Origin of the sequence: Anaerobiospirillum sp. NML120511, from assembly GCF_023050955.1 — a bacterium.
Lineage (GTDB): Bacteria > Pseudomonadota > Gammaproteobacteria > Enterobacterales > Succinivibrionaceae > Anaerobiospirillum.
The window spans coordinates 108,314-120,527 of the sequence record NZ_JALKIK010000006.1; the positions used below are offsets into that span (position 1 = coordinate 108,314).

The following is a 12,214-nucleotide window of genomic DNA, read 5'->3' on the forward strand; positions in this document are numbered from 1 at the left end:
AATTCAGAGAAATAAGGAGATAAGAATGGCAGTTTATGTAAATACAAACGTGTCATCACTCAATGGCCGTAGATATCTGAATAATGTTCAGAATCAGCTGACCACCACCTACCAGAGACTCAGTTCAGGTCTGAGAATTAATTCTGCCAAGGACGACGCTGCCGGTTTACAGATCAGCTCCCGTCTGACCACTCAGATTAATGGTCTCAACCAGGGTAACCGCAATGCCTCTGACGGTATTGCTCTTGCTCAGACCATTGAAGGCGGCATGAACGAAATCACCGGCATGCTGCAGAAGATCCGTACCCTGGCTGTTCAGGCCAAGAACGGTACCAACACCGCTGAAGACCGTACCGCTCTGGAAAAGGAAGCTACTGCCCTGTCAGCTGAAATTAACCGTATTGCCCAGAAGACCACCTTTGGTGGAAAGACCGTTCTGGACGGTGGCGGTACCGATGCTGATATCTACAGCACCGGTGGTGCCAAGGATACTGGCAAGATGACTCTTCAGGTAGGCGCTAACAAGGGTGATACTATTGAGTTCACTGTTAACTCAATGAAAATGTCCAAGATTGCAGATCTGGGTCAGGTTGCCGACTTTGACAAGATGTATGATAAGGCAACAGGTCAGATTAAGCTGGCAACTGCAGACCAGATTGACAATATCATTGTTGCAATGGACAAGATGATTGGTGCAGTAGACGGTCAGCGCGCTGGACTAGGTGCAATCCAGAACAGATTGGAAAGTTCCATCCGCAACCAGGCTAACGTCTCTGCCAACCAGGCTGATGCCCGCAGCAGAATTCGTGACGCAGACTTCGCCGAAGAGTCCGCCAACCTGAGCCAGCAGTCCATTATTCAGCAGGCTGCCACCTCTATGCTCATGCAGGCCAACACCCGTCCACAGCTTGGTCTGTCTCTGCTCGGCTAATACATCTGGTCATACGCGCATTTATTAATGTGCCTGCGACCAGTGTTAGCTGAAAAAGGCCCATCCCTTTAAAGGATGGGCCTTTTTTCATGCCTGCAGCCTCACTTCCTGGGAAAAACATACTGGTCCTCTCACCTGGTAAATTATTTATATAAAATATTTTATAAATACAAAGCTAAAAGATAACAAGTATCAGTACCAGTTACAGTTACAGTTACAGTTACAGTTACAGTTTACTGCTGGTGAGCCTGCCATGATGTTGCGGTCTGTCATATGTATTCATGCAATACAGTTTATAAAATACTTTGTGAAATATATCAGCAGGTTACTGAGTTTTGTGTCACCTTGTTACCTGCATCAGTATTCTTTCGGGGGAGTCATTGCCGTGTAAGTATGATGGTTCAGGAACAACAAAGCCCGCCGGGCATGGGGCCGGGCGGGCTCTGGTGGTGGCCACCGCTTTGGCTGGGTGGCCCTGTACATGGCTGCCCCATGGCAACAGCATCATCTGTTGCCATGGGGGGCAGCCTGGCGGTATTAGTACTTGAAGGATGAGGTCAGGTGCTTTAACTCATTGGACTGCTCGATGAGCTTGTTGGAAAGCTCGGCAATCTGCTGAGAGGCCTCATTGCCGCTGTCAGCCATATTGCTGATGCGCTCAAAGGCTGAGCTTACCTTTACCAGAATGCTGTTCTGATCGCTGGCAGCCTGAGCAATCTGAGTGCTCATATCCTGAATCTCGTTAACACCGGCATTAATGGAGTTGAGAGATACACCAGCTTTTTGTGCCTGCTCTACTACGCTGTTAGCCTGCTCATTGGACTTCTCCATGGCGGTGGCGGCGTGCTGAGTCTGATCCTGATTGGTCTTAATCAGATCGATAATGCCGTTGGTGGACTCCTTGGTGCGACCAGCAAGAGCACGTACTTCATCAGCTACCACGGCAAAGCCACGGCCATGCTCTCCGGCACGGGCTGCCTCAATAGCAGCGTTAAGAGCCAGCAGGTTGGTCTGCTCAGCAATCTCAGCAATGATCTGAACAACCTTGCCAATTTCCTGAGAGTTGTTGTTGAGCTGATTCATAATGCCCACAACCTCTTCCACCTGATGGGCCAGACCGCTGATACTGGAAATGGTCAGCTGAACTTCCTCATCGCCACTGCGGGTTTCTACAGTAGCATTCTTGGCAGTGCTCACACCACTGTTAGCAAGGTGGGCCACATTGTTAACGCCGGCAATGAGGTCATCAATATAGGTGTTACCGTTCTGGGTCTCCTCACGCTGCTGCACAGTAAAGGTAGCATTCTTGTTAGCAATGTTGGAGAAGGACTGAGCTGAATCATTGAGGTGATCAGTAAGAGTGGAAATCTTGCCAATAGTATTGGACAGCTGCTCGGCCATGCGGTTGAGATAACCGGCAATGGACTCAGGGTACTGAGTCTTGTTACGAACAGTAAGGTCACCATGAGCAAAGAGCTTGATGAGCTCCACAGCCTCTTCAGGATTACCACCTACAATGCGCTTGATGCTGCCTACAGAGGTAAAGGCAATGAAAATGCTCAGGGCAATGGAAATGGTGGCACCAAAGATAATGAAATAGAACAGATTGCTTGAGGCGGAACGTACTGAAACCACTTCGCTTTGAGAGGTAGCCTCAATCTTGTTGATAAAGGCATTAATCACTACCAGCCACTCGGTATAGATAGGACCTACCTCGCTGATGAGCATTTTCTGTGCATCATCAACGCGATCATTGCGCACCATGTCCAGAAGGGCACTGGTCTTAGGAAGCTGGTTGGCAACATTCTTAATGTCTCTGTAAAGAGCCATCTGCTGCTCATCGCCACCGGCTGAATAAATCTTCTCCAGTGCGGAGCTGGCACGTGCATAGTCGCTGAGCAGCGCATTGATGGTTGTCAGGTGCTTCTGCTGATCGGACTTGTTTGGGGCCAGTACGGCATCACGAATTGCAATGGCACTGTCATGAACTGCACCACGCATATCGATAGCGTGACGCTGCTTTACTGCAAGATCGTCATTAACATCACTTAAGGTGTTGTCAACGAAGGTTACCAGGATACCTGCCACCAGACCCAGCAGGATCATAAGGCCACAGATAAAGCCAAAGCCCATGTACAGGCGTTTGATAATGCCGAAACTTCTCATACCGGACGTCCAAAATTACACTAAATTGTCCTAAACACACCCTGATGATGCATTGACAGAAGCCCTGTCATTCAGGGTAATTCCTTTTCAGTTGTACTGTGAAGCTCCATTCCCTGACGGGAGAGCTGTGCTGAATGTTCTCTCTCAAACAGCATGTGATTCAAGTCAGCAAAAAACGCAGACATACATCCGCGATCTGATTTTTACTGCTTCAATGCCTGTGATGACTCAGGTTCGCTAATCCTTATGTATCAGGACATTGATTTCTCTACTGGGTACGGGAAAGTTCTCAGACTGGACTAATCCCTGCAGCATCAGCACGCCAAAGCACACTGGCACTGCCCTGAACCTGTATATGTTATGCACATTTCAAGCCTTATGCACGTTAAAAATACGCGGCACCACCATTTTATATCCCGCGCCAGACACTGTAAAAAGGCCAATTTCAATCGTTTACGGAAAACCTCTGATTGAATTTATGCCTTATTTTCAGCGCTGTTTGTCCACTTATATCAACACTTGAACATACGTTTACGTGCCTGTGAACGGAACTTCTTACTCCAGAAAACAGCAAGGGCAAAATGCTCTTAAAGCTCCTGATTAGTGCAAAACAACACCACGAAAAAGCGATTCAAATACCTGCATCGAGACGAAACCATGACATTTTGCCAGCTGTTCCCGTGATGCCATATGCAGTTGCAGGTGCAGGAAGCCTGCTCCGGTCATGGTCCACATGTCTTTTGCTTAAGACTTATGGTGCTGTTATGTGATGACGATTACTGCAGAGGCATGCTGGTCATACTTATGTAAGTAAGACATGCCTGGGACAGTGTGCATGGCATCTGCCTCCGGCTGCTGCAGCGGCGGCAGCAGCCGGAGGCCATTGCTGTATGGCCATGATACTGGCAAAGAGGCATCATGGCACCTGTGCGCCGCGCAGTAGTGAGGCGCACAGGCGTGCGGCCCGCAGGTTTGCGGCTGCTCTGGTGTGCGGTACGCAGGCGAGCGGCGCGCAATTGTGCAACCAGGCTGATGCCTGCTCTGCGGACGGGCAGCCTTGCTTTGCTGTGCCCTTGCAATTATATCTATAATACTGGCAGGGAAAGCTGTTTTTGGCCATTTCTATCAAATTGTGCTTTTAAGATGCAACGAAAGTTACTGTTGACAGTACAGCTTTTTTTGCAATGCTGTATTTGCTCAGTTGCGATTTGTCCAGGGGTTGGGCTTATGGCCATAGACTGTAATTGAGGACTGGTAATAGCCCACATAGTGGTTCAGGGCGCATTTTTATCAGGTGATTCAGCTAATAAAAGGCCCCCTGTCAGGGTCTTTATTATCGACGGGATCAGTAAGACAGTACACCCACTGGCAATTCGGACAGAAAAGCAATGACATATGGTTATTTAACCATTTACACAGCTCTGTTGATTGTAATCCTGTGCTGTCCGTGCTTTTTGCCAGTTAGCATTTTTTGATTGGTCTGTGGTGCACCAAAAGCACAGATTATTCACTGCAGCGTGCTAAAATTGGCCCTGTTTTCGTGCCAGGCACAGTACTGAGCATAGAACCTTTTAACTGCATGGAAGTGCCCTGACCTGGGAAGCTTCCACAACAACGGGAAGATCTTCAAAAAGATGAGTGATCAGAGAGGCAATTACAACCAGGGACGCAATGGCGCTCAGGGTAATTACCAGAATTATGGACGAGGCGGACCCGGCCAGAATAACAATGAATATGGACGTGACCGTGGCTCCTATGGTCAGGGACAGTCATACGGCTCTTCCTCATGGCAGGGCTCCCATGGACAGAACGGAGGCGCTGGAGGACAGAATTATCAGCGCTCCTACTCTCAGGGAGGTCAGGGAGCAGCTCAGGGCGGCTATGCCCGTCAGGGCGGTGCCGGCTATGGAGCTCCTGGTGGTGTTGGTGGCAATGGCGGAACCAATGTAGTCAATGTGCCATGGGATCAGTATGAGCTGCGCCGCCGTGACGAGCATGGTGCTGTCTGTGCCTTCCTGCTCAAGGTAGGCTCATGGATTACCTTTGCCCGCAATTTTGTCTTCAACATAATCTTCCTGTTGATGATCTTCGTGCTCTTTGGCGGCTATATGGCAGTCAAGAGCCTTACAGAAAACGGCATTTCCCTGTCATCCAATACAGTAGAGCAGATCAATACTCAGGCTGTCGGAGCCGAGGTGCTGTACTTTGACCTGAGCGGTCCTGTAAGCGAAGTTCCATTCAGCTCATCAAGCCTTGACAATCTTCAGCGTGAACTGGAACAGGCCCTCTACGGCCGCCAGAGCCATGAAATCATCGCCATTGAAAAGGCCCTTAATCTGGTAGCAAATGACGAAAAGATTAAGAAGGTCATCATCAGTGTCGATAACATGGGCCCAATCAACATGTCCATGGCCCAGCGTATTGGTACTGCCATGGATAATGCCCGTGCTCTTAAGCGTCGCAGCTCTGACCCCGAGTTCAAGCGTGAGGTGGTTACCGTAGGTTACGGATACAATCAGGCCTCCTACGCTATTGCTGCCCATGCTGACCGTGTGGTCATGGACCCTCTGGGCGAAATCGACTTTCGTGGTATTGCCATGACCAGCCTGTACTTTAAGGACATGCTGGAAAAGGCCAATGTCACCCCTTATATCTTCCGTGCCGGTCACTTCAAGAGTGCTGTGGAGCCATTTATGCTCAACGGCATGTCCTATGATGTCCGCCGTGAGTATCAGGCTCTGGCATTCAAGTCCTGGGAGCTGTACAAGCAGGCTCTGGCCGCCCGTCCTCAGACCACCCGTGCCAATATCCTGCCTGAGGCCAACACCTATGTGCAGATGATTCAGCGCGTCGGTGGCAGCCGTGGTGAGCTGCAGCTGGCTCAGGGGCTTGTTGATGAAATCACTCCTATTGATACCTACTTCCAGCGCCTTGCTCAGGAGGTCAATGTTGATCTGGACGCCCCTTACCGTCCGGCCATCATTACCTACCAGGACTATCTGATGCGTCATCATATGCGCACCAATGGCAATACCCGTGTAGGCGCCCTTTCTCAGATTGATGTCAAAACAGTAAATACTCCTGGCGGCGCCGAAAGCAGCATCATGTCCAGCGCTGCAGGCCGTATCGCCGCTGCCGTACTCAAGGGACTGTCCCCTGAGGCTGCTCAGGCAGCTGCATCCAGCACCCGTGCCTCACTGCCGGCTGCATCTGCAGTCTCTGCAGCAGGCTCAGCCGCCTCTGCAGCTGGCGCGGCCGATACTGCGGCTGTTGCCAGTGCCTCAGGTAATGCAGCCAGCATAACTGGCCGTGTTGATGTTGCAGCAGGTGGCCCAGCCGCCAGAGCAGCAGCCGTCGGCACTGCGGCCCCTGTCGGAACTGCAGGCCATGCTGATAAAATTGCCGCCGCTGACTCTTCCAATATCCTGCAGTTCGATGAGATCAAGACTATCAGTGAGGCCGCCCGTCAGATTGAGCGCCGTATGCAGCAGGGCAACAAAAATGTCCGTGGCAGTGGCCGTGTTGCTGTTATCTACGGCATTGGCGAAATCATGGATGTTGGTGAAAGACCTACTGACTTTACGCCTGACAATATCATTCCGCTCATTGAGCAGGCCCAGAATGACAGCAATGTAAACGCTGTAGTTCTGTACCTCAACAGTCCAGGCGGCAGTGTTACTGCCTCAGAGCGTATCAGACGTGCCCTTGAGACTTTCCAGAAGCACAGCCTCAAGCCGCTGATTGTCTCCATGAACGGAACAGCTGCATCCGGTGCCTACTGGATTGCTTCTCAGGCTGAAAAGATCTACGCCACCCCTACTACCATTACCGGCTCCATTGGCGTGTTCGGTATTGGCTTTGGCGCCCACCGCCTGCTTAACCGCTATGGCGCCTATCAGGACGGTGTGGTCACCAATGAGCTGGCCCTGACAGCCATTGCCCGTGAAATGCCATATTCACAGCAGGCTATGCTCAACATGTCAGTAGAGGACACCTATAAGACCTTTATTGAACTGGTAGCCCGCAACCGTGGCATTAAGCCAAATGACTATGAGATCTATGCCGAGGGACAGATCTTCCTTGCCGACGATGCCCTTTCCATTGGTCTTGTTGATGCTGTAGGTAACCTTTCTGATGCCATCAGCTATGCAGCCTCTCAGGCCCGCATCCGCCCTGATGGCATTGAGATTGACCACATTGCACCAGGCTCTGGCAGCGGCATGGGTGCTTTTGACAGCATTATGTTTGGCGCCGCTCAGGCCTGGTTGCCTGACGAGGTGACCTACTCTCTGGTCAAAATGCGTCAGATCTCCCGTATGACAAGGGCTGAACGCCCTCAGATGATGGCTATCTCTCCAGTTACCTCACCTGAGCTCTGATCATCACTCAGCCCTTATAATTTCAGCCTGCAGCCTCATGGTCGCAGAAGCTGATTAAGCAAAAGCCCCCGTAAGCTCACTACAGCAGTTTACGGGGGCTTTTATATTGAGCTGAACACAGAACTTTTATCCTTTGAGGCTCACAATAGCCCATAAATATCTCAGTCCTGCTTGGCAGCCTGCCCTGTCATAAGCCTGCATCTCATGATTTGGCACATGAGCCGGGCTATTCATTCACCGCACGCAATGAGAGGGATGATGCAGCCTTGCAGGCACCTGTTCGTCATCATGCTACGGTGCTGTGTGCCATAGTGTGCAAGCACGAGTACGCAGAGCTGCAACTGCTGGCAGCCATGATGACGGACTGGGCTGGCTCTGGTTATGGGATGGGCTGCCCTGGTTATGGGATGGGGTGCCCTGGTTATGGGATTGGGTGCTCTGGTTATGGGCTGGCCTGGTTATGGGTTGGGGTGCCCTGATGATGGGCTGGGCTGTTCTGGTGCTGTGCAATTGGCCAAAACCTGACTGAAGTCGCGGTTAATTGCCGGGGCTGGTGCCATAATTAATGACAGCGCGCTTTTTGGCCGCCACCGTCATGATTCAGGAAGTCACACCATGTCTTTCTTTGCCAAATTCAAAACTGTTTTTCAGGTTATGTTGCTTATCCTGGCTATCGGCCTTTTTGTAGCCGGCTGGCAGGAGTCCAAAACCATAAGGGATCCCTCAGAGTACACTGACCGTGGCGTTTTTGCTTTTCATCCCTACCGCGTTCTGCCTCACTCCGAGGCCAATACAGCTACAGGCAGGCTCAGACATTCTCAGGCAACAAAAACTGTTTACTACGTATATCACCGCCCTAATGGCCGCAATCAGTGGCGCTATAAAATGAAAGTAGGCTCCCGCGCTGAAGGTGCCGATGTCCTAAGAGCACGCAAGCCGGTGCAGCGCCGTGTTCTGTCCATACCGGCCGAGCGCAAGTACATTACTGTAAGCCCTGAAATGGATGCAAAGTCCTATATCAGCTCCCGCATGAACCATGTACGCTGGCTGTGGGGCATTGGAGCTGCGATTTTGGCCCTGCTGGGCGGAATATACTTCCTGCAGTACCGCAAGAACAAACGTGAAGAAGAGGCAGACAACGCTCAGAATCCTCCTTATATGGGATAGAGCTCTGGCGCCAGGCTACGGCGCATGCACGCCAGCCTGAGGCCAGGCTGCCCGTCTGACCTGCCTCCCTGCCGGACAGCCGCATTGCAGCAGGCCGCAGGTGACGGCGGGGCGGCACGGCACAGTCATGTGCCGCGTTGTGTTGCGCTGCGTTGTGTCACGTTGTGTTGTGCCGCATTGTGTTGTGCTGCGTTGTGCTGTGCCGAAATTCAGATACCAATAAGCACTCAGGCCCTGAAACTGCTACAGCAGAATCAGGGCCTGAGTGTTTTTTTTGAGCACTGATATGGCCTAGGACTGGTGGCCACTTCCATGGTGGCTCATGGCAATCATGAGCACCATGGCAGGAGCTGCCGGTCGGGGCCGGTGCCGTTTCAGGCGTCAGTTTCGGTTATGAGCTGACGGCGGGTACGGCGGGTCTTTGGAGCGCGGCGTTTGACCTCATCAGAGCCTTCCTCGCCTCTGCTGTCCCTGTTGCTGCTCTCCTCGGAGACATCGTCATCCTGACGACGGCGACGTCGTGGAGCCTTACGGGCTGGAGGAGTGTCCTCAGACTCAGCCTCAGGATCAGAGTTCTTAATCTCCTTGATGGAGGTCTCAGAGCTGTCCTTGATCTCCATGGAGATCTTGCGCTCTTCGGCAGCTTCCTTGCGACGGCGCTGCTCTTCACGCTTGAGGTAGGAGCTGAGCTTCCAGTCATCAAGGGTGTCAGGCTCAAACTCATGAGGCTTGTGCTCCAGAGCAATGTCCAGAACCTCATCTATGGTCTTAACCGGCTTGATGGTCAGGCTCTTGAGCACAACCTCAGGCATGTCCCACAGATCCTTCTTGTTATCAAAAGGAATGCAGACAGTCTTGACGCCACCACGCAGGGCAGCAAGGAGTTTCTCCTTAAGGCCGCCAATGGAGAGCACATCACCACGCAGAGTGATTTCACCTGTCATGGCCACATCAGCACGTACAGGATTGCCGGTCAGAGCTGAAATGATTGAGGTAACGGTAGCACAGCCTGCTGACGGACCGTCCTTGCGGATAGCGCCCTCAGGGAAGTGTACGTTAAGGTCAACCATCTGATAGAAATCAGGGGCCAGACGGAAAGCACGGGCGTGTGAACGAATCCATGCGATACCGGCAAATACCGACTCCTTCATTACTGAACCGAGCTGGCCGGTCAGTACATGAGAGCCCTTACCCTCATTGGCAATAACCTCAACCTGCAGCATGTCGCCACCAACAGAGCTTACGGACAGACCGTTAACGATGCCGACACGGTTCTCCTTGAGCTTGGAGGTGAAGTCATAGCGCTTAGGGCCAATCATCTTCTCAATCTCCTTGACGCCCAGAACAGACTTCTTAGGCTTCTTTGGAGGATTGATCATCAGCTCCTTGACGGTCTTGCGGCACAGCTCGGCGATGATACGCTCAAGTGAACGAACACCGGCTTCCAGAGTGTAGTGGGTGATGAGCTGCTTGAGGCCGGCATCAGAAATGTCGAACTCGTCATCAGTAAGACCATTCTTTTCAATCTGCTTTGGCAGCAGATGCTCGCGGGCAATATGGAACTTCTCCTCAGCTGTGTAGCTGGAGAGATCGATGATTTCCATACGATCGCGCAGAGCTGGCGGAATGTTATAGCTGTTGGCAGTAGCGATGAACAGAGTATGAGACAGGTCATACTCCAGATCCAGATAGTTGTCGCTGAAGCTGCGGTTCTGCTCAGGATCAAGAACTTCCAGCAGTGCAGCAGAAATGTCGCCGTGATAGGTATTGGTAGATACCTTGTCAATCTCGTCAAGCAGGAACAGAGGGTTGTTAACCTCACACTTGATCATGCTCTGGATAATACGGCCAGGCATGGCACCCACATAAGTACGACGGTGACCACGGATTTCAGACTCATCGTACATACCGCCAAGGGCAATACGTACATACTTACGGCCGGTAGCCTTGGCAATGGAGTTGGCAAGAGAGGTCTTACCAATACCTGGAGGGCCCATCAGACAGAGAATCTGACCGTGAGTATCAATGTTCTCGCGGCGGCTCTGTACGGCCAGGAACTCGAGGATACGATCCTTGACCTTGTCAAGACCATAGTGGTCCTGCTCAAGAATGTCACGGGCCTTGGCCAGATCGCGGTTTAATGGAGTACGGGTACGCCATGGGATCGAGAGCACGGTCTCGATGTAATTGCGGATAGTGGAGTTCTCCCCGGAATTTGGTGACATGGAGGCCAGACGGTTGATTTCCTTCTTAAGACGGGCAATAACCTCGTAAGGAGCGTCCAGAGCCTCTACCTTGTTGCGGTACTCGTCAATATCGGAGCTGTCATCAACATTGAGGTTGAGCTCACGCTTGATTGCCTTGAGCTGCTCGTGCAGATAGAAGTCACGCTGGGTCTTGTCCATGGCAGCGCGGGCTTCTTCGGCAATCTTCTTGTCAGTTTCAGCCTTGTAGCTGTAATTGTTCAGGAAGGCGATGATGGACTTGGCACGGGCTACCGGATTTAAGGTATCGAGCACAAAGCGCTTGTCAAAATAGGACAGGGTGAGAATCTGAGCCAGAGCATCACACATGGCGCTCAGTGAAGACAGACGACGGGCCTTGTTGAGCATCTCAGCTGGAGTGCCCTTGTCCAGAATGGAGCGGCCGCCACTGGTCTGCTGCTCCAGAGCTGAATCCAGTGCTGCATGCAGAGCGTTGATATAGCGCTTCTCGACAAACTCGTCGATCTCAGGAATCTTGAGAATCTCAACCTCAACATGACGGACGTTGTCGGTAGGATCATCAATGATGCGCTTGATGGTGATACGCTTTTCACCGCGAATGGTGGCACGGAACTGATCCTTTTCGTTGAAGTCACCGTCAAGCACTGTGGCCAGTACGCCAATACGGCTTAAATCTTCCTTTTCAGGACGCAGTTCAGTATCAGTAGTCTGGGTAAATACGGCCACTCGGCTGTTTTTGTCCAGAGCCTCATACATGGCCATTACAGTAGAGTCACGGCCGGCAATTAAAGAGACATTGGCGCCAGGGCTGATGATGGAACGCAGAATTACCAGAGGATAGGTGTTACCGCTTTCATCAACTACAACAGCGTCAACTGGCTTGCCTGAAGAGGCACCATCACCGCCCTTTGAGCCGGAACCTGAGGTCGAAGCTCTGCGTGTGGAAGTGTCTTCCTTACCGGAAGCGGCCTGACTCCTGGTAGAAGCAGTGCTCCTGGAGCGGCTGGTCTTACTGACAGCAGATTCAGAGGCCTTGTTGACCTCCTTCTCTGTATCCCTGGAGTTTTTTTCCTGTGAGGCAGTCTTAGCTTTTACCATTTTCTCTTCTTATACCGGCATTAAGATGCCGTTACTGTGATTAATTGAGTATTCTCTGATTATGCAGCTGTCCCCGGGCCGGCTGTAAGGCCGCAGCGTAAATCCCAGGTTTGGGGGCAGATCCATGAGCATGCCCAGGTCATGCCCGGGGCATGGCCGTGGCCTGCACAGGGCTGCAGCCTGTGCGCCAGACACCTGCCATGACGGTCCAAAACTGGATCGCCAGGCCAGGCCGGCGCGACAGGCGC

At 51.8% G+C, this 12,214-nt stretch carries 5 protein-coding genes; 3 read left to right on the plus strand and 2 right to left on the minus strand.

Annotated elements, in window-relative coordinates:
- Positions 1-25 precede the first annotated feature (25 nt).
- Positions 26-931: a flagellin gene (locus MXE39_RS03120; RefSeq protein ID WP_246978280.1), complete on the plus strand. Its 906-nt coding sequence runs from the start codon at positions 26-28 to the stop codon at positions 929-931.
- Positions 932-1,468: 537 nt separating this feature from the next.
- On the opposite strand, the gene MXE39_RS03125 is transcribed toward MXE39_RS03120, so the two are convergent.
- Positions 1,469-3,097, minus strand: coding sequence for a methyl-accepting chemotaxis protein (locus MXE39_RS03125; protein ID WP_246978279.1), 1,629 nt, complete (start codon positions 3,095-3,097; stop codon positions 1,469-1,471).
- A gap of 1,634 nt (positions 3,098-4,731) precedes the next feature.
- Between MXE39_RS03125 and MXE39_RS03130 the strand changes: the two genes are divergently transcribed.
- The gene (locus MXE39_RS03130) at positions 4,732-7,476 is read left to right on the plus strand and encodes a S49 family peptidase (protein ID WP_246978278.1); all 2,745 of its coding nucleotides are present in this window, start codon (positions 4,732-4,734) and stop codon (positions 7,474-7,476) included.
- A gap of 615 nt (positions 7,477-8,091) precedes the next feature.
- The gene (locus tag MXE39_RS03135) at positions 8,092-8,643 is read left to right on the plus strand and encodes a hypothetical protein (RefSeq protein ID WP_246978277.1); all 552 of its coding nucleotides are present in this window, start codon (positions 8,092-8,094) and stop codon (positions 8,641-8,643) included.
- A 374-nt stretch (positions 8,644-9,017) separates the two neighbouring features.
- Here the strand turns inward: MXE39_RS03135 and lon are convergent, their stop codons facing one another.
- On the minus strand, positions 9,018-11,966 hold the full coding sequence (lon, locus tag MXE39_RS03140) for an endopeptidase La (RefSeq protein ID WP_246978276.1): 2,949 nt from the start codon (positions 11,964-11,966) through the stop codon (positions 9,018-9,020).
- Positions 11,967-12,214 lie beyond the last annotated feature (248 nt).